This is a genomic window from Mesorhizobium sp. M1329 (assembly GCF_040318035.1).
Taxonomy (GTDB): Bacteria; Pseudomonadota; Alphaproteobacteria; order Rhizobiales; family Rhizobiaceae; genus Mesorhizobium.
The window spans coordinates 175,012-197,233 of sequence record NZ_JAMYLN010000001.1 but is presented as its reverse complement, the minus strand read 5'-3'; the positions used below and the strand labels follow the sequence as shown (position 1 = coordinate 197,233).

The window sequence follows — 22,222 nt, the reverse complement described above, 5'->3', positions numbered from 1 at the left end:
TTCATGACCGAACGGATCGTCAGTTTTGTGATGAGCGGTGGCGTTGGCTCGCGGCTGTGGCCGCTGTCACGCGAGGACAATCCTAAGCAGTTCCATGATTTCTCCGGCGACGGCTCGATGCTGGCCAAGACGCTGCGCCGACTGACCGCGCGGCCGGAAGGCGAAACGCCGGTTTTCCTGATTGCCTCGGAAAGGCATGCCGACCGCGTTCATGCCGACATTGCTGGTCACGAGCTTTCCGGCGGCGGTCCGCTGTTCGAGCCGACCGGACGCAACACCGCCGCGGCCGTCGCTTTGGCAAGCCTGCGCGCGCTGTCGGAATTCGGCGACAGCCTGGTGCTGGTGGTGCCGTCCGACCATGAGATCGCGACCGCGCAGCAATTCTGGCGGAGCGTCGAGGCCGGCACGGCTGTCGCGCGCCAGGGCAGGCTGGTGGTGTTCGGCATCAAGCCCGCCCAACCCGAGACCGGTTATGGCTACATCGAGGTGGCCGGCGAGCGCGATGGCGTCTGCGATGTCTCGCGTTTCGTCGAAAAGCCCGATCTCGCTACGGCGCAGAGCTATCTCGAGGCCGGCAATTTCTACTGGAACACCGGCATCTTCCTGTTTCGCGCCAGTGCCATGCGCGACGCGTTCATGGCTTTCCAGCCCGACATCTGGAGCGCCACAGAGGCTGCCTACCAGGCTGCCACATCGGATCTTTCCGGCCTCTACATGCCTCTGGAGCTCTATGCCGCCATCCCATCGACATCGATCGACTATGCGATCATGGAGCGCGCCAGCGGCATCGCCATGGTGCCGGCCGGCTTTCGCTGGAACGATCTCGGCTCCTGGCAGTCGCTGCTCGACGTCGGCCCCTCCGACACGCAGGGCAATGTCATCGTCGGCGATGTCGTCGCCATCGATTGCGAGAACTCCTATATCCGCAGCGACGGTCGCCTGCTGTCGGCCATAGGCCTGAAGGACGTCGCCATCGTGTCGACCGCCGACGCCACTTTCGTCGCGCCGGTCAGCCACAGCCAGAACGTCAAGAAGATCGTCGAGCAGCTCGAAAAAAGCGGCCGCCTCGAGACCAGGTTCACGCCCGCCGACGACCGCGTCATCGAAAGCGGCGCCTGGCAGCGCCGCGTGCACCATTGGCTGTTCGAGGAGACGGTGCCGTTATGGTCGACAGTCGGCGTCGATGAGCGCCATGGCGGGTTCCACGAGGCGCTCGGCTTCGATGCCGCCCCGCTGATGAAACCCAAGCGTATGCGCACGCAGGCCAGGCAGATCTACGCCTTCGCCGTCGCCAAGGCGCGCGGCTGGAACGGCCCGGCCGATCGGCTGATCAGCCACGGCCTCGAATTCATGGCCAGGCACGGACGTACCGACAATGGCGGCTGGGTACGCACGCTCAACATCGACGGCACTGTCGCCGACGCCGCCGAGGATGCTTACGACCATTCCTGCGTGCTCCTGGCGCTGGCACATGCCCATATGTGCGGCAATCCCGATGCGTTGCGGCTTGGCGAGGAGACCTTTGCGTTCATCGACGCGCATCTCGAGGACGAACGCCTGACAGGCTTCCGCGAGACCTCGAGCGGCGAGGGCGAGCGCCGCTCCAACCCGCACATGCATCTGCTCGAGGCATTCCTGGCCTGGCATCAGGCGACCGGCGAGCGCGCCTATCTTCGCCGCGCCGCGCGCATCGTCGATCTGTTCCGCAGCCATTTCTTCGACCCGGAAAGCTGGACGCTGGGTGAGTATTTCGACCATGAATGGCGGCCGGCCCCTGGCGAGAAGGGCACGTGGACCGAACCCGGCCATCATTTCGAATGGGCCTCGCTGCTGGTCGACTTCGCCGGGCGCAGCGGCCAGAGCGGCTTGACCGGCCTAGCCCGGAAGCTTTACGCGTCGGCGATTGCCAATGGTCTGAACCGCGCCACGGGCCTCGCCTACGGCGCCGTCTCGCGGCAAGGACTGCCGCTCGACCGCGTCTCGCGCAGCTGGCCCCAGGCCGAAGCGATCAAGGCGGCGATCGCGCTGGACGGTTCGGGCGGTCCCGACCTGAAGCCGGAAATCGAGGCGCGTGTCGGCCGACTGTTCCGCTGGCACATCAATCCCGCACCGCTCGGCCTGTGGATCGACCGCATCGACGAGCGCGGCCGTTCGTTGGCAAGCGAGGTGCCGGCCAGCATCTTCTATCATCTGGTCTGCGCGCTGACCCAGTATCTGGATGGTACCGCCCGCAAGGATCAGTACGGGCTGGCGACATCCCCGGTCTCGACATAGACCGACTTCAGCTGCGAATAGAGTGCCAGTGCCGCGAGCGAATTCTCGCGGCCGATACCGGACTGCTTGAAGCCGCCGAAGGGGATTTCGACCGGCGTCAGATTGTAGGCGTTGATCCAGCAGGTGCCGGCCTGCAATTCGGCGATGACGCGGTGGGCGCGCTGCAGGTCGCGTGTGAACACGCCGGCGGCGAGGCCGAATTCGGTGTCGTTGGCGCGATCGATCACCTCGTCCTCGCTGTCGAATTTCAGCACGCTCATCACCGGCCCGAAAATCTCCTCGCGGGCGATGCGCATCGTGTCGGTGACACCGGTGAACACCGTCGGCTCGACGAAGAAGCCACCCTGGAAGCCCTGCAGCGAAGGCACGTTGCCGCCGCAGGCGAGCACCGCGCCATCCTGCTTGCCCGTCTCGACGTATGAGATGACCTTGTCGTGCTGCGCCTTCGAGACCAGCGGCCCCATCTGCGTGTCCGGATCGAGCGGATCGCCGATGCGGATTTTCTTCGTCCGTTCGGTCAGCCTCTCGACGAAACGGTCATGGATGCTGCTCTGCACGAACACCCGCGTGCCGTTGGAGCAGATCTGGCCGGTCGAATAGAAATTGCCGAGCATGGCGCCGCCGATGGCATTTTCGAGGTTGGCGTCATCGAAGACGATCAGCGGCGACTTGCCGCCGAGCTCCATCGTCGCGTGCTTCATCTTCGAGCCGGCGAGCGACAGCACCTTGCGGCCGGTCGGCACCGAGCCAGTCACCGAGACTTTGGCGACGACATCATGTCCGACAAGGCCGGCGCCGACATCGCCAAAGCCTTGCACGACGTTGAACAACCCGTCCGGCAGGCCGGCCTCGGTATAGATTTCGGCGAGCGCCAGTGCTGAAAGCGGCGTGTTCTCCGACGGCTTGAACACCATCGCATTGCCCATGGCGAGCGCGGGTGCGGATTTCCAGCCGGCGATCTGGATCGGGTAGTTCCAGGCGCCGATGCCGACGCAGACGCCGAGCGCCTCGCGCCTGGTATAGGCAAAGGGTCCGCCGAGATCGACGGCCTCGCCATTAAAGGCGGCGATGGCGCCGCCGAAATATTCGAGGCAATCCGCCGCCGACGGGGCGTCCGCAACGAGCGTCTCCTGGACCGGCTTACCGGTATCCAGCGTCTCGATGCGCGCCAGATCGGCATTGCGCGCCCGCAAAATGTCGGCGGCGCGGCGCAGGATGCGGCCGCGCTCGACCGGCTTCAGCCGTGCCCAGGCCGGCTGTGCCGCACGCGCGGCCTCGATCGCGAGCTCCAGCACGTTCGGTGTCGCCGAGCGCAGCATGGCGATGGTCTCGCCGGTTGCGGGATAGATGACCGGCAGCGCAGCGCCGCGCTCGTCGTCGATATAGCGGCCGTTGACATAATGCGATGCCGTTGGCTGGGCGCGCATGACTGTTCTCCAAATCGTCTTTTCGCGGCATGCGGAATATGCGTCCGCGGATCATGGCCTATCTGTCCGACGCCTGCCAGCGCGGATTGATCCATGGTTCCTGGTTGGACGGTGGCAGCGGCGTACGCCCGAGAATGTGGTCGGCGGCCTTCTCGCCGGTCATGATCGACGGCGCGTTGAGATTGCCGTTGGTGACGCGTGGAAAGATCGACGAATCGGCGACCCGCAGCCCTTCCACGCCAATGACGCGGCATTCCGGATCGACGACGCTCATCGCATCATCGGCACGGCCCATCTTGCAGGTGCCGCAAGGATGGTAGGCGCTTTCGGCGTGGTCGCGAATGAAGGCGTCGAGCTCCTCATCCGATTGCACATGCGAGCCCGGCGACAGTTCCTTGCCGCGGTACGGATCGAAGGCCGCTTGCCCGAAGATCTCGCGGGTCAGCCGGATGCAGTGACGGAACTCCGTCCAGTCATCCGGATGCGACATGTAGTTGAAGCGGATCACCGGCTTCGATTTGGGATCGGGCGAGCGCAGCGTGACCGAACCGCGCGACTTCGACCGCATCGGCCCGACATGCGCCTGGAAACCATGCGCCTTGGCCGCCGCCTTGCCGTCATAGCGGACCGCGGCCGGGATGAAGTGATACTGGATATCGGGATAGTCGACGCCGGCGCGCGAGCGCACGAAGGCGGCCGCCTCGAAATGATTGGTGGCGCCGAGGCCGGACTTGAAGAACAGCCACTGCGCCCCGATCAGCGCCTTCGAGAACGGGTTCAGCACCGAGTTCAGCGTAATCGGCTTCGTCGATTCCTGCTGGATGTAAAGTTCCATATGGTCCTGCAGATTGCGGCCGACGCCGGGCCGGTCGGCGATCACCGGAATACCGTTCTCCCTAAGGTGCTGGCCGGGGCCGATGCCGGACAGCATCAGGATCTTGGGCGAGTTGATCGAGGACGCGGCAACGATCACCTCGCGCCGCGCTCTGACCACCTGAATCCGTTTGCGCACTTCGATCTCGACGCCGGTGGCGCGTTGATTCTCGACGATTATTCGCCGGGCGAAACCTTTGACCAGGCTGACATTTTTCCGCCTCAGCGCCGGCCTCAGATAGGCGCTCGCGGCCGACCAGCGACGGCCGCCGCGAATGGTCTGCTCCATCGGCCCAAAGCCTTCCTGCTTCGCGCCGTTATAGTCGTCGGTCAGCTCGAAGCCGGCCTGCCGGCCTGCCTCGACGAAGGCGCCATAGAGTGGGTTCGTCCTCGAGCCGCGCTGCACGGTCAGCGGGCCGCCATGGCCGCGCCAGCCATCCTCGCCGCCTGCACTGTCCTCCATGCGCTTGAAATAGGGGAGCACGTCGGCAAAGCCCCAGCCGGCCGCGCCCTGTTCGGCCCAATGGTCGAAGTCGCGGGCATGGCCGCGCACATAGACCATGCCGTTGATCGACGACGAGCCGCCGATGACCTTGCCGCGCGGCGTCGCCAGCACGCGGCCGCCGAGGTGCGGCTCCGGCTCGCTGGCAAAGCCCCAGTCGTAGAGGCTCATATTGAGCGGGATCGACAGCGCTGACGGCATCTGGATCAGCGGCCCGATATCGCTGCCGCCATATTCGATAACGATCACCGAATGCTTGCCGTCCTCCGACAGCCGGTAGGCCATGGCCGAACCGGCCGAGCCGGAGCCGATAATGACGAAATCCGCTTCAAGCATGGTTCATGCGCGCCCATGGTTCATATGCGCAATGAAATCGGCCAGCGAGACGTTGCCGCCGGTTGCCATTACGAGAACGGTCTTGCCGGTCACGTCGACCTTGCCGCCCAGCAGTGCCGCGAGCGAAGCAGCGCCCGAAGGTTCGAGCACCAACTTCAGCCGCTCGAAGGCGATGCGCATGGCGCGCCGCACCGAAGCATCGTCGACGGTGACGCCGCGAACGCCGGCGGCCTTCACCGCTGCGAACGGCGCGTCGCCGGGCCGTCGCGACATCAGCCCGTCGCAGATCGATTTCGGCCCGATCGGCATGGTTTCGATGGCGCCATGCGCCAACGACGAGCCCATGCCGTCAAAACCTTCCGGCTCCACGCCGATGATCTTCGTGGCTGGCGACAGGTAGTGGAAGGCCAGCGACACACCGCCGATCAGACCGCCGCCGCCGACCGAGCAGAACAAGAGATCGGCCTCGGCCTGCCTGGCGGCGAGCTGGTCGAGTGCCTCCAGCCCGGCGCCGGCCTGGCCGGCGACGATCTCCGGATCGTCGAACGGGTGCAGCAGCGCCAGGCCTTCGCTCGCGGCGATCTCGCGCGCCTTGGTAGCGGCGACTTCCTCACGCGCGCGCTCGCCATGGTCGGTCAGCACGACACGGGCGCCATAGCCCGACGTGGCATCGCGTTTGGCGGCAGGCGTGTCGATCGGCATGACGATGGTGACGGGAATGCCAAGCGCCTGGCCTGCCGCCGCCAGTCCTTGCGCGAAATTGCCGGAGGAATAGGCGACGACGCCCATTTTTGCTTCGTCGGGCGACAGCCGCTTCAGCCGCCAATAGGCGCCGCGCACCTTGAACGATCCGGCCCATTGCAGCGACTCGGCCTTGACGAAGACGCGCGCGGCGCCGGTCTCGCGGGCGAGTGCCGCCGATTCCAGCAGCGGCGTGATCTGCGTCGCCTTGGAGGTGACGGCATAGGCCTGCCTGAGATGGTCGAGCGAGGGGACGAGACTATCTGCCATCATTCGCCTCGCGGAAAGCGCTTCTGCTCTTCGAGCAGGTCAAGGTTCATATGGTTGCGCATGTAGCGCTCCGATGCCTTCTGCAGCGGCTGGAATTCCCAGGGGTAATGGGTGCCGTTGCGCAGCGCCGGGTAGACCACCCAGCGGCGTGCCTGGCTGGTACGCACCGCCGCGTCGAAGGCCGCCATGTCCCAGCGCCCCCGCACCTTGTCGGTGAAAGCGGCCACCAAAGCCGCATTGGCCGGATCGGCGGCGAGGTTGGTCAATTCCCGGGGATCCGATTCAAGATCAAACAGTTGCGGCGGGTCGATCTCGCAATGGATGAACTTGTAGCGGCCCTCGCGGATCGCCACCATCGGCGCATTGGAGCCTTCAGCCGCATATTCCATCAGCACCGGCGCGGAGCGTTTCTTTCCGTTCAGCAGCGGCAGCAGCGACTGGCCGTCGGTCCATGGCGCTATCGCGCTGATGTCGATGCCGGCGAGGTCGCAAAGCGTCGGCGTCACGTCGAGGTTGGAGACCGGCGTCTCGATCAGCCCGGCGTGTATGCTGTTGCCGGCGATCATCAACGGCACCCGCGCCGAACCTTCGAAGAAGCACATCTTGAACCACAGGCCGCGCTCGCCAAGCATGTCGCCATGGTCCGAGCAGAACAGGATGGTCGTGTCGTCGAGCATGCGCGTAAGCTCGAGCACGGACAGCAATTCGCCGAGCTTGTCGTCGAGATATGAGATGTTGGCGAAATAACCGCGCCGCGCGCGGCGGATCTGCTCCGTGGTGATGTCGAACCTGTCATAGTCGCTGGCGCGGTAGAGCCGCTGCGAATGCGGGTCCTGCCTGTCATAAGGAATGAAGCCGACCTCCGGCTCGAGCGCCGGGCAATCCTCGTAGTGGTCCCAGTAGCGCCGCCGTGCGACGTAGGGATCGTGCGGATGGGTGAAGGAAACCGTCAAGCACCAGGGGCGATGTGCGGCGTCGTCGGAGACGCGGGCAAAATCATAAAGCTTCTGCACCGCATGGAAGGCGACCTCGTCGTCATATTCCAGCTGGTTGGTGATCTCGGCAGTACCGGCGCCGCTCACCGAGCCGAGATTGTGATACCACCAGTCGATCCGCTCGCCGGGCTTGCGATAGTCCGGCGTCCAACCGAAGTCGGCCGGATAGATGTCGGTGGTCAGCCGCTCTTCGAAACCGTGCAATTGGTCCGGGCCGACGAAATGCATCTTGCCGGAGAGGCAGGTGTGATAGCCGGCAGCGCGCAGATGATGGGCAAAGGTCGGGATCGAAGACACGAATTCGGCGGCGTTGTCATAGACCCCTGTGCGTGACGGCAACTGGCCGCTCATGAATGCGGCGCGGCCCGGCGCGCAGAGCGGCGAGGCGGTGTAATTGTTACAAAAACGCGCCGAACGTGCGGCCAGCGCCTTCAGATGCGGCGCGTGCAGGAAGTCCGCCGGCCCATCCGGAAACAGCGTTCCGTTGAGCTGATCGACCATCACGATCAGGATGTTGGGTCGCTTGGATGTCACTGCTTCTGCCGTCCGCTGAGCTTCGTTTCGAGATAGTCCTCGACCAGTGCAATCGCGGTCGCGGCATCGGGGACGCCGTCCTTCAGCGCGCGCCTGATATAGAGCCCGTCGATCAGCGCCGCCGTCGCTTCGGCGACCCGGTCGGCCTCGCTTCTCGGCAGGATGCCGGTCAGCCCGCTGAGCAGATTGGAATGCAGCCGCCGCGCATAGACCCTGAGCAGCCGGCGAAGTGCTGCCGATTTCTGCGCCTCGACATAGAAGGCGAGCCATGCGGCGATCGTTTCGGGCCGGAACTGGATGTCGGAGAAATTGACCGCGACCACTGCCGAGACCCGCTGCCGCGCCGAGCCGGCTGCGCGAAGCGCGCGGCGCGTGTCGGCGGTGAGCTCGCTCAGGATGTGCCGCATCGTCGCCAACAGCAATTCGTCCTTGGCACCGAAATAATGGTGGGCAAGCGCCGAGGACACGCCGGCCCGGCCGGCGATTTCCGACATGGTCACATCAAGCGAGCCGCGCTCGCCGATCGCCGAGATCGTCGCGTCGATCAGCGCCCTGCGGCGTAACGGTTCCATTCCGAGTTTCGGCATTCTTGCTCCGGCCTGTCGTGGCAAGATTATTTTTTATTGACGCATCAATCAACAAAAATCCAGCCTGATTTGCTGGCAAAAGCCAGGCACTATGACCAGATGATCAAGATCAAGCGATTGTACGGTTCTGGCCCCTTCACGAAGCCGGCGGAACGGTTCATGCTTGAACAATGCTGAGCGCGCCGCAGTATCGCGTGGCCCAGGTCCACAGGATGGAGATCGCCATGACAGCATGCATCGTCGGTTGGGCGCATTCGCGCTTCGGCAAGCTCGAAGGCGAGACGTTGGAGGGCCTGATCACCAAGGTGGCAGTCGAGGCGCTCGATCATGCCGGCATCGGTCCAGATGACGTCGACGAGATCGTGCTCGGCCACTTCAACGCCGGGTTTTCCGCCCAGGATTTCACCGCGAGCCTGGTCCTCCAGGCCGACGACCGGCTGCGCTTCAAGCCGGCGACCCGCGTCGAGAACGCCTGCGCCACCGGCTCGGCGGCGGTCAGGCAAGGCATCCGCGCCATCGACGCCAATGCCGCCCGTATCGTGCTGGTGGTCGGCGCCGAGCAGATGACGACGACGCCCGGTCCCGAGATCGGAAAGAACCTGCTCAAGGCCTCGTATCTGCCGGAGGACGGTGACACGCCGGCAGGCTTCGCCGGCGTCTTCGGCAAGATCGCCCAAGCCTATTTCCAGCGCTACGGCGACCAGTCGGATGCGCTGGCGATGATCGCCGCCAAGAACCACAAGAACGGCGTCGAAAATCCCTACGCGCAGATACGCAAGGATTTCGGCTACGAGTTCTGCCGGCAGGAAAGCGAGAAGAACCCGTTCGTCGCCGGTCCGCTGAAGCGCACAGACTGCTCGCTGGTGTCGGACGGCGCCGCCGCGCTTGTCCTTGCCGACACGGCCACGGCGCTGAAGATGCGCCGCGCCGTGGCCTTCCGCGCTAATCAGCATGTGCAGGATTTCCTGCCGATGTCGAAGCGCGACATCCTCGCCTTCGAAGGCTGCGAGCAGGCCTGGAACCAGGCGCTGAAGCAGGCGGGCGTGACGCTCGGCGACCTGTCCTTCGTCGAGACGCATGACTGTTTCACGATAGCCGAACTGATCGAGTATGAGGCGATGGGCCTGGCCGGGCCGGGTGAGGGCGCCAAGCTGGCCCTGGATGGCGAGACGGCGAAAGATGGAAGGCTGCCGGTCAATCCGTCGGGCGGGCTGAAGGCCAAGGGCCATCCGATCGGCGCCACCGGCGTATCCATGCATGTGCTGAGCGCCATGCAGCTCGTCGGCGAGGCGGGTGGCATCCAGGTGCCGGGAGCAAAGCTCGGCGGCATCTTCAACATGGGTGGTGCTGCGGTCGCCAACTACGTTTCCATTCTCGACCGGATCAGATAAACCCGCCCGCATTGCGGGAGGTGACATGACAAATCCGGTTCTGGTCGAGGTCTTGCGCGGCGCAATCGTCGAGAGCGCGCATCGCGGTGCTGTTGCCGTATTCGACGCCGACGGCAAGGCTGTCTGGGAGATCGGCGACACGGGACAGCCGGTGTTCCCGCGTTCGGCGGTCAAGGCGATCCAGGCGTTGCCGCTGGTCGAGAGCGGCGCTGCCGATGCCTACGGCTTCGGTGATCGGGAGCTGGCGCTGGCCTGCGCCTCGCATTCCGGCGAGCCGCCACATGTCGAGCTCGCGCGGGCCATGCTGGCGAAGGCCGGCCTCGACGAGACGGCACTCGAATGCGGCGCGCATTGGCCGTCGAGCCATGGGGCGACGCTGGCACTTGCCCGCGCCGGCAGCGTGCCGAACGCGCTGCACAACAATTGTTCCGGCAAGCACTCAGGCTTCCTATGCACCTGCGTTCACAGCGGCATCGCCCATCGCGGTTACGTCAAGGCTGGCCATGCCTCGCAGGAGATGGTGCGCGAAGCGATGCAGGCGGTGACCGGTGCCGCCCATGACGCCGATCACCGCGGCACCGACGGCTGCTCGATTCCGACCTATGCCGTGCCGCTGCGCAGCTTTGCCCTTGGCTTTGCCCGCATGGCGACAGGTGCCGGCTTCGAGCCGGTGCGCGCCCGGGCGGCGGAGCGGCTGCTTTCCGCCTGCATGGCCGAGCCGTTTTTCGTCGCCGGCACGGGCAGGTCCGATGTCGCGATGATGGAGGCAGCGCCGGGCCGGATTTTCGTCAAGGGAGGCGCCGAAGGTGTTTTTTGCGCCGCCCTTCCGGAGCTTGGCCTTGGCATCGCGCTGAAATGTGACGACGGCGCTGGCCGCGCCGCTGAAGTGATGGTCGCGGCCGTGCTGGCAAAGCTTTTGCACGCCAACCACGCGCTCGCGGCGAAACTGACCGAACAGGCAAATCCGCCTATCGAAAGCCGGATCGCCGCCAAAGTCGGCGCGCTCCGGGCCACGGCCGCCCTCAACTGACGTGGTTGCGCTCGACGGTCAGATGCGCATAGCCGGCATTGCCTGACGCGGCGAGGTCGCCGGTCACTGGCTCGGCCCAGCGCTGGCCGACGATCGCGCCGTTCTGAGCCCCGTCGATGACATTGTCGGAAATGATTGCCGTCCCGGCACCTTCGACCACGGTGACGACGATGCCGGTTCCTGCCTTGCGGATGACGTTTCCCGTGGCGACCACATTGCGCATGAACGGTCCCCAGCCGATCTGCATGCCGTAGAGCGGCGCATTCTCGACGACATTACCGGCAACTGTGGTGTCTGCCTCGACGCTGATGCCGACGCCGAAGCCGGGCGCATCGGCAGGGTAGGGGCCGCTGGTCGACAGATTGCGGACGATGTTGCCGGAGCAGACGCCCATGCGGCCGCCTTCGTTGAAATTGACGATCGAAATGCCGTTGGCGGCGCCATCGACGATGTTATTGCCGATGACCGCGCCTTCGAATGAGAATTCGGAATACACGGCCGTTTCGCCCGCGCGCGAGCAGGTATTGCCGGCGACCTGCAAATTGCTGGCACTGTTGGCGCGGATCGCCGAAAACGCGCAGTCCGAAACAATGTTGCCAGAGATGATGACATTGCTGGCGCGGAAGGCATTGATGCCATTGCCGTTCTGGCCGGTTCCGCCGCTGCGCGCCTGGATGCGTTCGATGCGGTTGCCGCTGACGATGGTGCCGTCTTCCGCTGCCTGCCAGCGGTGCACGAGGATGCCGCCATTGGCGCAGTCGGAGACGCTATTGCCTGATATTTCCAGGCCATCGGCCTCAACCGAATAGATGCCGGCGTCGGCTGCGCCGGATATCTCCGAGCGCTCGATGCGGCCCGAGGCGTGTTCGAGCGCCAGACCGTTCTTGCCGCTGCCGGTCATCTGGCAGTTGTCGACGACCAGATGGGCGATGCGGCGCAGATCGAGCAGGCCTTGCGTGTAGTCGCCCATCCAGCGATTGCTGCCGTCGAACACCAGCCCGCTGAGTTCGATATGCTCGGCCTGTTCGGCCATTATGAGATGGCCGTTGCCGCCGTAGACGATCCGCGACGCGCCCGGCACGCCGGACAGGCGCACCCGGCCGGGCAGCGACAGGTTGGAAACGACATAGATCCCCGGCGGCAGGAACACCGGCATGTCGCGGTCGTGCGCGTCGCGCAGCAGCTTGGTGAAAGCCTTGCTCTGGTCGTCAAGCGCGCCGGGCCGGACGCCGAGCTCGGTCGCGTTGATGGCGCCACGCATCGCGGCTTTCTCGATGCCGGGCAGGTTTTTCGCCGCGGCCTTGCCGAACGAAAGCCCCATGACGGCAAAGCCGGCGGTCTGCGCAAGCAGCATTCGTCTGTTCAACATCGGCACAGATTCCTTGCGTTCGACGGTCGCGCCGCAGGATTCGTGCCAGACAGGATCGGCCCGGACCGACCCCGACGTCGGTTCGCCGGCTACGGCTTGTGGAGTCGTCGCGTCAGGCATAAGTTCGATTGATGAGCAGGGCCTTCACCCGCGAGGAAGACAGCGAAAACGCCATCGCCGGCATCGGCGAGCGGCCGATCAGTCATCATCGCAATCTGGTGACGGAACACGGCCTCGCGCTGATCGATGCGGAGGTGGCCGCTCTGCGCGACGAACTGGGCCGAGCCGAAAAGAGGGCCGACCGCGAGCGGATCGCGCTGGTGTCGCGTGATCTCCGCTATTGGACGGCGCGGCGTGAAAGCGCCGAGCTTTCGGTGCCGGAACCGGGCAGCGACATGGTTCGCTTCGGTATGGGCGTCACCCTGGAAAGCGACGACGGCAAGAAGGTGCACTGGAAGATCGTCGGCGAGGACGAAGCCAATCCGGCCAAGGGGACAATTTCCCATATGTCGCCGATGGCGATGGCGCTGTTCGCCAAGAAGGTCGGCGAAGTTGCCGTGGTCAATGGCAAGGAATGGGAGATCGTCAAGCTCTCCGACAATTAGTCTTCGAGCTTGATGACATGATCGCGGAAGAACGCCGCGGCGCCGGCCTCGTCGATTTCGCCGGCGGCGACGCCCATGACGAATTCGTAAAGCGTGCCGTCATTGGCCGACAGGGCATAACCATTCACAATCAGAAATGCGCCGGCAGCGACAATGGCCGTGCGTTTGTTGCCGTCGACAAAGGCATGATTTCTGCCAATGCCGAAGACGTAGGCGGCTGCGAGTTCTTCAACCGACGGGTCTCCGTAGTTGGCCTTGTTCTCGGCGCGTGCGAGCGCCGATTCAAGGGCATTTTCATCCCTCAACCCTTGTGCTCCGCCGTGTCGGTGCAACTGTTCCGCGTGCATCGCTTCGACTGCACGCCGCGTCAGAAACTCCCAGCTCATTCGGCGAGCTTCTGAAGCGCTACCTTGTATTTGTCCATCACCTCGCGGGCAGCTTTCATTTGCCGCTCGAAGCTGTCGTCCACCGGCTTCAGCGCAAGACCGTCACCTGTTTCAACGATTTGAAGCTGGTCGCCGGCCTTCAGGTTCAGACGATCGAGAATTTCCTTCGGCAGGATCACGCCTTCGGAATTGCCGATCTTACGAATGGTCGTGTTCATGGTGAGACATCCTGTTGCAACACTGATTATAACTCAGCCTGTTTTCGTTGCAACAGACATTACAACAAAGCGTCAGCCGGCCTGCAGCAGCCGATCCATCAGCCGGTCCGCCGCTTCCGGGATGACCGTGCCGGGCGGGAAGATTTCAGTGGCACCTGCCTGCCGCACCGCGTCGTAATCTTGCGGCGGGATGACGCCGCCGGCGACGATCAGCATGTCGTCGCGGCCGAGCTTCGTCAGCGCAAGCTTGAGTTCGGGAATGAGTGTCAAATGGCCTGCCGCCAGCGACGAGGCGCCGACGATGTGCACGTCATGCTCGACCGCCAGCCTGGCGATCTCGTTCGGCGTCTGGAACATCGGCCCGACGGTGACGTCGAAGCCGAGGTCGGCAAAGGCGGTTGCGATCACTTTCTGGCCGCGATCATGGCCGTCCTGGCCCATTTTGGCGACCAGGATGCGCGGCTTGCCGCCGGATTTTTCCTCGAACGCTACGATCTTGTCCTGCAGCCGGTCGACGACTGGATTGTCGCCGAGCGCGTTGCGATAGACGCCGGAGATCGTCTGCACCGAGGCGACATGGCGGCCGAAAACTTTTTCCAGCGCCAACGAAATCTCGCCGACCGTGGCGTTGGCGCGTGCGGCCCGGATGGCGAACTCCAGGAGGTTTCCGTTACTCCCGGCAGCACGGGTCAGCGCATCGAGCGCGCTCTCGACGGCGGCGACGTCACGCGTGCCTTTCAGCCGCTGCAGCTTCGACAATTGCCGCGCCCTGACTTCGGCATTGTCGATCCTCAGCACGTCGACCTCGATGTCCGTCTCCGGGCGGTGGGCATTGACACCGACCACGATCTGTTCGCCGGAATCGATGCGCGCCTGGGTGCGCGCGGCAGCCTCTTCGATGCGCAGCTTCGGTAGGCCCTTTTCGATCGCCGCGGCCATGCCGCCGAGGTCCTCGACCTCCTCGATATGCGCAAGCGCGCGCGCCGCCAGATCATGCGTCAGCCGTTCGACATAGGCAGCGCCGCCCCACGGGTCGATGATGCGCGTCGTGCCGGACTCTTTCTGCAGGATGAGCTGTGTGTTGCGGGCGATGCGGGCCGAATGGTCGGTCGGCAGCGCCATTGCCTCGTCGAAGGAATTGGTGTGCAGCGACTGCGTGTGCCCTTGAGTGGCGGCCATCGCCTCGATCATGGTGCGGATGATGTTGTTGTAGGGGTCCTGCGCCGTCAGCGACCAGCCCGAAGTCTGGCAATGGGTGCGCAGCGACAGCGAGCGATCGTCCTTAGGCGAAAAGTTCTTCAGCATCAGGCTGGCCCACAAAAGGCGGGCTGCTCTCAGCTTGGCGACTTCCATGAAGAAATTCATGCCGATCGCCCAGAAGAAGGAAAGGCGCGGCGCGAAACGGTCGATGTCGAGGCCGGCCGCGACGCCGGCGCGCGCATATTCGATACCGTCGGCAATCGTGTAGGCGAGCTCGAGATCCGCCGTCGCACCTGCCTCCTGCATGTGGTAGCCGGAGATCGAGATCGAATTGAACTTCGGCATGTGCTTCGACGTGTAGGAAAAAATGTCCGACACGATCCGCATCGAAGGTTTCGGCGGATAGATGTAGGTGTTGCGCACCATGAACTCTTTCAGGATGTCGTTCTGAATGGTCCCGGCGAGATCCTTCTGCGCGACGCCCTGTTCCTCCGCCGCCACGATATAGAGCGCCATGATCGGCAGCACCGCGCCGTTCATCGTCATCGATACCGTCATCTCGTTAAGCGGGATGCCGTCGAACAGCTGGCGCATGTCGAGAATGGAATCGATGGCGACGCCGGCCATGCCGACATCACCGGCGACGCGCGGATGGTCGCTGTCGTAGCCGCGATGCGTGGCGAGATCGAAGGCGACCGACAGGCCTTTCTGGCCGGCGGCAAGGTTGCGCCGGTAGAAGGCGTTGGACTCTTCGGCCGTCGAGAAGCCGGCATATTGCCGGATCGTCCAGGGTTGCTGGACATACATCGTCGGATAGGGGCCGCGCACGAAAGGCGGCAGGCCCGGATAGGTATCGAGGTGCGGCAAGCCCTTGAGATCGCCCTGGTTGTAGAGATGCTTGGCGGCGATGCCTTCCGGCGTCATCCGCTGACCTTTGACCTCGACCGGAACCCGCCGTGGCGGCGACCAGCCGATCTGGCTGAAATCCGGGATCATGGTGCGGCTCCGATCGACTGATCGATGCGGATCGGAAACAGCGGCTCGCACACCGCAACGCCTTCGGTGAAGGCAGGCCGCCTCTCCGCCGCCAGCGTCTCGACAGGACGCTCGGTTTTCGGTGGGTGCAGCGTCGTGCCGACGATCGCCCGTTCGCCCGCCTGGTAGGCAGCGTTGCGGCGGGCGGAAGCTGCCTGGACGCGTTTCTGGATATCGCCTTGCTCAAGGCTGGACAGCACGCCACCTTCCGCCTCGATCTGCTGGAACTCTTGCCAGGCCGCCGTGCAGAGCTCCGCAGTCAGGGCTTCGACGGCGCCCGAACCGCAAGCCGGATCGGCGACGTGGTCGATGTGGCTTTCATTGGCCATGATCAATTGCGCGTTGCGGGAAACGCGGCGGGCAAAACCCGCGGGCAGGCCGTGCGCGATGGTGTGCGGCAGGATGGCGATCGAATCCGCGCCGCCGGCGGCAGCCGCAAAAGCGGCGATGGTGGTGCGCAGGATGTTGGTTTCAGGGTCGGCCGCCGTCATCATCCTGAAGGAGGTTTCGGCATGGATGCTGGCGGTGGAGGGCGGTATCGAGCAGGCCTCCTGGACACGCGCCCACAGCCTGCGCAACGCCCTGACCTTGGCCATCGACACGAACTGGTCCTGGTCGACGCTCAGCGCAAAACCGATATGCGGCGCCGCGTAGACGAGCGGCTGGCGCGCCTTCTCGAACAGCCTCAGATAGGAGACGGCCGAGGCGAGCATGGTGCCAAGCTCCTGCGCCTCGGTGGCGCCGGCATTGTGGAACACCCGCCCGTCGGCTTCCAGCAGCACGCCGGGCACCCCCATCGAAAAGAAATGCGCCAGCGACTGCGGCATCGAAGCCTGTAAAGCCTCGATCGACATGCGTAGCTTGCCGGTCCCGGCAAAGATCGCCGCCGGATCGATGCCGAAGGAGAGGTTGAGCTTTGCCGGGTCGGAGCGGCGCTTGGTCAAAAACGCCACCAGCCAGTCGGCCACGGCTCGGCTCCAGGGATGGGCGTCGATGCGGATCTGGATGCGGTTGAGCGGCACGCCGTCGAGCACGCCCTCCAGCGCCTCCGCCGTCCTCGGCAAGCCGTAGCCGAAGGCGTTCGGAGCGCCTTCGAAGACAAGCGACAATCCGGTAGCACCCTGCGCGATGTCTTCCAGCGCCTGCGCACTGGCGCGGCCTATGTCCGGATCGTCGATACGCTGGCTGACGATCCATGGTGAACCCGGTTTGGCGCGCACGACAGGCTCGGCGGTCACCGAACGCTCGTAGAGCGGCTCGATGCGGATGGCGTCGTCCGTATGCGAGACGAGCTTTTCCTCGAAGGACCCGCCGGCCAGCGCCTTCTCTGCCAGCGCCAGCCATCGTTGCCGGTCGACGTTCGGAAGTTCGGCATCCAGGGTCAAGGCACCGGCGACCATCCGTTCTCCTCGTTCTAGCGGCCGCAGCGGCCGACCATGTCAGTCTACGGTCCCCGGCCCGATATCACAATGCAGCACACATGCCGTGCAACACGCCTTTCGTGACGGCGACCGTCAATCGATTGCCAAACATGGGCAGGTTCCGCAAGCTCCAAAAGCCATTTTCAACGACGCCCATTGTCGCTGCGCAATGGCCTCACTATACCTGCGGCGGGGCTCCCTTTTCTTCAAGGGATCAGGGCATTCGACCCTATAGGTTTGCGGAGACCGGACACATGGCCGACGATACCAGTATCTTCATGGGAGCCAGCCGCAAGCCGGACGACAGCTATCAGCGGCCCGAACAGCTTTTGCTGCAGTATGGCAATCGTCACGGCCTGGTCACCGGCGCGACCGGCACCGGCAAGACGGTGACCCTCCAGATATTGGCCGAGGGTTTCTCCAATGCCGGCGTGCCGGTATTCTGCGCCGACATCAAGGGCGACCTGTCGGGCATCGCCATGATGGGCACAGCGCAGGATTTCCTGGTCAAGCGGGCCGAGCAGGTCAAGCTCGATCCCTATGAGTTCCAGGAATTCCCGGTCATCTTCTGGGATCTGTTCGGCGAGCAGGGCCACCCGATCCGCGCCACCATCTCGGAGATGGGACCGCTGCTTCTGTCGCGGCTGATGAACCTTTCCGAGGCGCAGGAAGGCATCATGAACATCGCCTTCCGCATCGCCGACGAGGAAGGCCTTTTGCTGCTCGACTTGAAGGACCTGCAGTCACTGCTTGCCAATATCGCCGACCGCGCCGACGAGATCGGCGCCCGCTACGGCAATGTGACGAAACCTTCGGTCGGCGCGATCCAGCGCACGCTGCTGGTCCTGGAGCAGCAGGGCGCTGCCAATTTCTTCGGCGAGCCGGCATTGCGGATCGCCGATATCATGCGCACCACGCGCGATGGACGCGGCGCCATCAGCGTGCTCGCCGCCGACAAGCTGATGATGAATCCACGGCTCTATGCGACGTTCCTGCTTTGGCTGATGTCGGAACTGTTTGAGGAACTGCCGGAAGTCGGCGACCCGGACAAGCCGAAGCTGGTCTTCTTCTTCGACGAGGCGCATCTTCTGTTCGACGAAGCGCCGAAGGTGCTGGTCGACCGCGTCGAGCAGGTGGTTCGACTGATCCGCTCGAAGGGCGTCGGCGTTTATTTCGTCACGCAAAATCCGCTGGATATCCCTGAAACGGTGCTGGCCCAGATCGGTAACCGCGTGCAGCACGCACTTCGTGCCTATACGCCGCGCGAACAGAAAGCCGTCAAGACGGCGGCCGAGACGTTCAGGCCCAATCCCGATTTCGACTGCGCAACCGTGATCACGCAGCTCGGCACCGGCGAGGCGCTGGTCTCGACGCTGGAAGCCAAGGGCGTGCCGTCCATAGTGCAGCGGACGCTGATCCGCCCGCCGTCCTCGCGCCTTGGCCCGATCACGCCCGAAGAGCGCCGCAAGCTGATCACTGAGAGCCCGGTTGCGGGACAATACGACCAGACCATCGACCGCGAATCGGCTTTCGAGATGCTGCAGAAAAAGGCCAAGGACGCCCAGGAGGCGCAAGCCCAGCAGCAGGAGAGCGGCCGTTCGCGCTGGACCATTCCCGGCTTCGGCAACGACGATCCCCAGCCGACCGGCACCCGCCGCGCGCCGCGGCCCTCCAACCGCCAGACGGTGGCGGAGGCTGCGATCAAATCAGTCGTGCGCTCGGTCGGCTCGTCGGTCGGACGGGCGATCGTGCGGGGTATTCTGGGGAGTTTGGCAAGGGGGCGGTGAGGGAGCATCGAACCACCGAGTTTGACAAATGCTGTCTTGGCATCAAGCTCAGCAGAAAATTTGGAGGCAACCGACGGCGGCTATGCCAGAAGTAGCCGTTCGGACATGCATTTCTCAACGACCAGAACGGGCGGCATCACGCATAGCGCGAACGTCAGGTTTGGAGACGCGCTTACGAATGACCGATCATGGGTTGAATCCGCTTTCTCGCGGTACCGTCGTGGTCACCACCCATCGCAGCGATTACGCTCAACGGGCGCCGAACCGCTCGATGAGGATGTCAATCAGCGCACGCACCTTTCTGGGCGCGGTCCCGCCAGGTGGCCGCACCACGTAGATCCCAGCCTCTGGCGGAGGATAATCCGCCATCACTTGTCTCAACGTACCCTCCGCGATCGGCACGTCGGCCAGGAAGTCGGGCAGCGCGGCAATGCCCAGCCCAGCCAAGGCAGCCCTCAACAGTGCGGTGCCGTTGTCCGCCTTGAAGCGTCCGCGCGGGCTGATCGAGATCGTCTTGCCGCTGACGACGAAGCGCCACGTCTCGTTGCCCTGCAAGAGGCATTCGTGCTGGGCGAGGTCGTCCGGTGTCATGGGAGTTCCATGTTTAGCAAGATAGGCGGGACTGGCGACGCACGTCCCGCGCAAGGGTGCGATCCGCCGCGCAATCAGGTTTGAGTCCGCCAGAATACCCACGCGGATGCCGACGTCGAAGCCTTCGCCGACAAGGTCGACGAAGCGGTCGCTATAGGCTGTATGGACATGCAGCCTTGGGTGACGGCTGGCCAGTTCGGCCAGCACGGAGCAAAGGTGCGTGACGCCGAAGCTCAGCGGGGCCGCAATCCGCAACCGGCCCCGCACATCCCCTTCGGGCGAAACCGAATCTCGGGCCGCCTCCAGTTCCGAGATGGCGCGGACAGCGTGCTCGCGCAGGGTGGCGCCTGCCTCGGTCAGTGCCGCGCCGCGCGTCGTGCGGACAAGTAGCTGCGTGCCAAGATCCTGCTCCAGCCGTTGGAGCCGCCGGCTGACGATCGACTTCGGCAATCCAAGCCGGCGCGCAGCCGCGGATACCCCGCCTGCATCAGCCACCTCAACGAAGGTACTCAGCACTTCCAGATCGAACATGGCGTTCCACTTTTTGAGACACCGTGGCCTGCTTAGCACGGCTATCGTCCCTCGACCAGCTACGGCATTGATACCGACGAGCCGGGCAAGTACCCAGCGCAGATGAAAGGAAATGCCATGAATAAGCAGCAAGGCGTCTGGAAACACGAGGACACCGTTCTGATACTCATCGACTACCAGAAAGAGATGTTCGACACCGTCCGTTCCGAGACCCCGGCCAATCTCATCGACCTCAACGTGCGGCTGATGATCAAGGCGGCCAAGGCCTTCAAGGTCCCGATCATCCTGTCAACAGTCGGCGTCGAGATGGGCGTCAATCATCCGACGCGTCAATCCATCCTCGACGAGCTGCCGGGCATCCAGATCATCGACCGCACGTCGATGAACGCCTGGGAGGACGTTGCCTTTCGCGAGGCTGTCGCAAAGACGGGCCGCAAGCGGCTCATCTTCGGCGCGCTGTACACCGAGATCTGCCTTGCGTTTCCGGTGGTCGACGCACTGGCGGACGGTCACGACGTCATGTTCGTCGTCGATGCTGTCGGCGGACTGTCGCAACTCGCACATCGGACCGCGGTTGATCGGCTGACGCGCGCGGGCGCTGTCCCCAATACCGCCTTCGCGCTAGTGACCGAGCTATTCCGCGATTGGGCTACACCCTACGCGAACGCCGCGCGCACGTTGCTCAAAGAGTACAGTGTCGAGGCCCAGGCGCTCGTGAGCGCGTGACCAACGGGCGGCGAGCCGTCCTGCTCTCATCCCTTGCCGCACGCCCCGGCGTGCGGCGCTTTTCTCCCTATCGAGAGGATCTAGCCATGAATAGCGATAGGCAGCGGATCATCTTGAGGGCCCTGCGTGGCCTCGTCGCCTTTTGCCTTAGTCCTGTTCGGAACCCTCAAGCTGATCGGCATGCCGATGATGGTGGATGTATTCGACCATGTCGGCCTGGGCCAGTGGTTCCGTTACGCGACCGGCATGATCGAGGTGGGCGGCGCGATCCTGCTGCTCAGCCCGCGGTTCGTCGGGCCTGCCGCCCTGGTGCTCGCCGCGACCATGATAGGCGCGATCATCTCCCACCTCACCGTGGTCCCGGGATCGCCCGCGCCTGCCGCGTTGCTGCTGACCCTGTCCTCCGTGATCCCCTGGTCGTATCGCGGCAGCACTCTTGCGTTGCTCCGGCTGACGCAACGGGTGTCGGCATGAGTGCGGCGGTGACCACATCGCGGCGGGTCGTTTATCGTACCCGCGGCCATGTTCATGGGCCGGTCACCCGGCTCATGAGCCCGAGCGACCTCGGCGAGTTGTTGAAGCCGCTCGTCTTCCTCGACATCTTTTCGCTTTCGGACTCCAGCAAGAGCCCCTTCGACCTCCATCCACATTCGGGCATTGCGACTGTGACCGTCTTCACTGAAGGCGATGCGAGCTTCGATGACGGCCAGGGTAGCTCTGGCACTATCGGCTATGGCGGTGTCGAGTGGATGCGTGCCGGCCGCGGCGTCTGGCACGGCAAGGAATTGGGAGCGGGCCATTCCAAGGGGCTCCAGGGCTTTCAGCTCTGGCTGGCGCTTCCTGCCGACCTCGAACTTGCGGATGCCGAGAGCCAGTATCTCAAAGCCGCTTCCATTCCGGAAGTCGGCCCCGCCCGTCTCATCATTGGGCGCTATGACGGGCAGCAGAGCCCCGTCCGCGCGCAGGCTGGCGTCAACTATCTCATCGTGACGTTGAAGCCGGGCGAGAGCTGGCGGTATGAAACGCCCGCCGGCCAAACCGTGGGATGGCTCGCGGTTTCAAGCGGCGAGGTTATGCTCGATGCGCCAGCGTCGGCGGGCGAGATGATAATATTCGACGACAGCGACCGCGCCATCGAGATGCGCTCGACTGGTGTGGTCGATGCAAAGCTGGTGATTGGTAGCGCCGCACCGCACCCGCATTCGCTCCATCTAGGGAACTATTCGGTTCACACCTCGGCAGAGGCGCTGAAGGCCGGGGAACGGCGTATCATGGATTTGCACAAGGAGCTGATTGAGCGCGAACGGCAACTGCCGCCACACAGTAGTGGACCGGTGCCGGTGCTCCGCTAGGAACCGCCGATCGCAGGCGCTGGTCTCGGCGAAGCCAATGG

General features: G+C 64.3%; 19 protein-coding genes. 8 read left to right on the top strand and 11 right to left on the bottom strand.

Annotated features, from left to right (window positions below):
* Window positions 1-3: 3 nt before the first annotated feature.
* On the top strand, window positions 4-2,274 hold the full coding sequence (locus NKH21_RS01000) for an AGE family epimerase/isomerase (RefSeq protein ID WP_352862747.1): 2,271 nt from the start codon (window positions 4-6) through the stop codon (window positions 2,272-2,274).
* Here NKH21_RS01000 and betB read toward each other — a convergent pair.
* Genes betB through betI form a run of 5 tightly spaced genes read right to left on the bottom strand, consistent with a single transcriptional unit; the run spans window position 2,238 to window position 8,539 of the window.
* Window positions 2,238-3,701 carry a betaine-aldehyde dehydrogenase gene (gene betB / locus NKH21_RS00995; RefSeq protein ID WP_352862746.1) on the bottom strand — a complete coding sequence of 488 codons (1,464 nt, stop codon included), beginning with the start codon at window positions 3,699-3,701 and terminating at the stop codon, window positions 2,238-2,240. The two genes, NKH21_RS01000 and betB, sit on opposite strands and share 37 nt — an antisense overlap.
* Before the next feature lie 58 nt (window positions 3,702-3,759).
* The gene (betA, locus tag NKH21_RS00990; RefSeq protein WP_352862745.1) at window positions 3,760-5,412 is read right to left on the bottom strand and encodes a choline dehydrogenase; all 1,653 of its coding nucleotides are present in this window, start codon (window positions 5,410-5,412) and stop codon (window positions 3,760-3,762) included.
* Window positions 5,413-5,415: 3 nt separating this feature from the next.
* Window positions 5,416-6,423: a threonine/serine dehydratase family protein gene (locus tag NKH21_RS00985; protein ID WP_502911826.1), complete on the bottom strand. Its 1,008-nt coding sequence runs from the start codon at window positions 6,421-6,423 to the stop codon at window positions 5,416-5,418.
* Window positions 6,423-7,952 carry a choline-sulfatase gene (gene betC, locus NKH21_RS00980; RefSeq protein WP_352862743.1) on the bottom strand — a complete coding sequence of 510 codons (1,530 nt, stop codon included), beginning with the start codon at window positions 7,950-7,952 and terminating at the stop codon, window positions 6,423-6,425. Before betC ends, NKH21_RS00985 begins: the two co-directional genes overlap by 1 nt.
* Window positions 7,949-8,539, bottom strand: a complete 591-nt coding sequence (betI, locus tag NKH21_RS00975) for a choline-binding transcriptional repressor BetI (protein WP_352862742.1) — start codon at window positions 8,537-8,539, stop codon at window positions 7,949-7,951. Before betI ends, betC begins: the two co-directional genes overlap by 4 nt.
* A 224-nt stretch (window positions 8,540-8,763) precedes the next feature.
* On the opposite strand from betI, the gene NKH21_RS00970 reads away from it, so the two are divergent.
* On the top strand, window positions 8,764-9,930 hold the full coding sequence (locus NKH21_RS00970) for an acetyl-CoA acetyltransferase (protein ID WP_352862741.1): 1,167 nt from the start codon (window positions 8,764-8,766) through the stop codon (window positions 9,928-9,930).
* Between the two features lie 25 nt (window positions 9,931-9,955).
* Window positions 9,956-10,960, top strand: a complete 1,005-nt coding sequence (locus tag NKH21_RS00965; protein ID WP_352862740.1) for an asparaginase — start codon at window positions 9,956-9,958, stop codon at window positions 10,958-10,960.
* On the opposite strand, the gene NKH21_RS00960 is transcribed toward NKH21_RS00965, so the two are convergent.
* Window positions 10,953-12,329 carry a TIGR03808 family TAT-translocated repetitive protein gene (locus NKH21_RS00960; protein ID WP_352862739.1) on the bottom strand — a complete coding sequence of 459 codons (1,377 nt, stop codon included), beginning with the start codon at window positions 12,327-12,329 and terminating at the stop codon, window positions 10,953-10,955. The two genes, NKH21_RS00965 and NKH21_RS00960, sit on opposite strands and share 8 nt — an antisense overlap.
* A gap of 131 nt (window positions 12,330-12,460) precedes the next feature.
* On the opposite strand from NKH21_RS00960, the gene NKH21_RS00955 reads away from it, so the two are divergent.
* Window positions 12,461-12,934, top strand: coding sequence for a GreA/GreB family elongation factor (locus tag NKH21_RS00955; RefSeq protein ID WP_352862738.1), 474 nt, complete (start codon window positions 12,461-12,463; stop codon window positions 12,932-12,934).
* Here NKH21_RS00955 and NKH21_RS00950 read toward each other — a convergent pair.
* The 4 genes from NKH21_RS00950 to NKH21_RS00935 form a co-directional block, all read right to left on the bottom strand.
* The gene (locus NKH21_RS00950) at window positions 12,931-13,320 is read right to left on the bottom strand and encodes a type II toxin-antitoxin system death-on-curing family toxin (RefSeq protein ID WP_352862737.1); all 390 of its coding nucleotides are present in this window, start codon (window positions 13,318-13,320) and stop codon (window positions 12,931-12,933) included. The genes NKH21_RS00955 and NKH21_RS00950 overlap by 4 nt on opposite strands.
* Window positions 13,317-13,538, bottom strand: a complete 222-nt coding sequence (locus NKH21_RS00945) for an AbrB/MazE/SpoVT family DNA-binding domain-containing protein (RefSeq protein ID WP_352862736.1) — start codon at window positions 13,536-13,538, stop codon at window positions 13,317-13,319. Before NKH21_RS00945 ends, NKH21_RS00950 begins: the two co-directional genes overlap by 4 nt.
* A 72-nt stretch (window positions 13,539-13,610) precedes the next feature.
* The gene (gene scpA, locus NKH21_RS00940) at window positions 13,611-15,734 is read right to left on the bottom strand and encodes a methylmalonyl-CoA mutase (RefSeq protein WP_352862735.1); all 2,124 of its coding nucleotides are present in this window, start codon (window positions 15,732-15,734) and stop codon (window positions 13,611-13,613) included.
* Window positions 15,731-17,173: a methylmalonyl-CoA mutase subunit beta gene (locus NKH21_RS00935; protein ID WP_352862734.1), complete on the bottom strand. Its 1,443-nt coding sequence runs from the start codon at window positions 17,171-17,173 to the stop codon at window positions 15,731-15,733. The genes scpA and NKH21_RS00935 overlap by 4 nt, the downstream gene beginning before the upstream one ends.
* Window positions 17,174-17,448: 275 nt before the next feature.
* On the opposite strand from NKH21_RS00935, the gene NKH21_RS00930 reads away from it, so the two are divergent.
* On the top strand, window positions 17,449-18,981 hold the full coding sequence (locus NKH21_RS00930) for a helicase HerA-like C-terminal domain-containing protein (RefSeq protein ID WP_352862733.1): 1,533 nt from the start codon (window positions 17,449-17,451) through the stop codon (window positions 18,979-18,981).
* 249 nt (window positions 18,982-19,230) lie between these two features.
* Here NKH21_RS00930 and NKH21_RS00925 read toward each other — a convergent pair whose 3' ends face one another.
* The gene (locus NKH21_RS00925) at window positions 19,231-20,103 is read right to left on the bottom strand and encodes a LysR family transcriptional regulator (RefSeq protein ID WP_352862732.1); all 873 of its coding nucleotides are present in this window, start codon (window positions 20,101-20,103) and stop codon (window positions 19,231-19,233) included.
* A 117-nt stretch (window positions 20,104-20,220) separates the two neighbouring features.
* On the opposite strand from NKH21_RS00925, the gene NKH21_RS00920 reads away from it, so the two are divergent.
* The 3 genes from NKH21_RS00920 to NKH21_RS00910 all read left to right on the top strand — a co-directional run bounded on the left by NKH21_RS00920 (window position 20,221) and on the right by NKH21_RS00910 (window position 22,181).
* On the top strand, window positions 20,221-20,829 hold the full coding sequence (locus NKH21_RS00920) for an isochorismatase family protein (RefSeq protein ID WP_352862731.1): 609 nt from the start codon (window positions 20,221-20,223) through the stop codon (window positions 20,827-20,829).
* Between the two features lie 126 nt (window positions 20,830-20,955).
* A complete protein-coding gene (locus NKH21_RS00915) occupies window positions 20,956-21,303 on the top strand; it encodes a DoxX family protein (protein WP_352862730.1) in 348 nt (115 codons plus the stop codon).
* On the top strand, window positions 21,300-22,181 hold the full coding sequence (locus tag NKH21_RS00910) for a pirin family protein (RefSeq protein ID WP_352862729.1): 882 nt from the start codon (window positions 21,300-21,302) through the stop codon (window positions 22,179-22,181). Before NKH21_RS00915 ends, NKH21_RS00910 begins: the two co-directional genes overlap by 4 nt.
* The last annotated feature ends 41 nt before the right edge of the window (window positions 22,182-22,222 follow it).